This is a genomic window from Levilactobacillus paucivorans (assembly GCF_001437125.1).
GTDB lineage: Bacteria > Bacillota > Bacilli > Lactobacillales > Lactobacillaceae > Levilactobacillus > Levilactobacillus paucivorans.
The window spans coordinates 1-296 of the sequence record NZ_JQCA01000131.1 but is presented as its reverse complement, the minus strand read 5'-3'; the positions used below and the strand labels follow the sequence as shown (position 1 = coordinate 296).

Annotated in this window: 1 pseudogene; it reads left to right on the top strand. The window is 41.2% G+C overall.

Annotated elements, in window-relative coordinates:
* Positions 1-45: 45 nt before the first annotated feature.
* Positions 46-296: pseudogene (locus IV54_RS11895) on the top strand (replication initiator protein A); the annotation flags it as partial.

Sequence of the window (296 nt, the reverse complement as noted above, 5' to 3'; positions counted from 1 at the left end):
TTTTATCTTCGTAGCTTTTACTTGGGTGCTGTAACATGATGAATACTGCTTAGTTTCTGGTGCCGCACTCCGCAACAAATGCGGCGTTTCATTGGCATTATCTTAAATGCTAAGTACCGAGTTGAGAAAGATCACAAAGATATTGGTGTCATAATCCCACTTGATGATGAAGAACTTAAACCTTTGATGACTAAAGCCTTGAGACGCTACTTTAACGCCCTTAGAAGCAATGAGACGCACATCAAGAACGTGGAAAACTACTTGTACGGCACCATGCAAAACCTATTTGGCGTTTG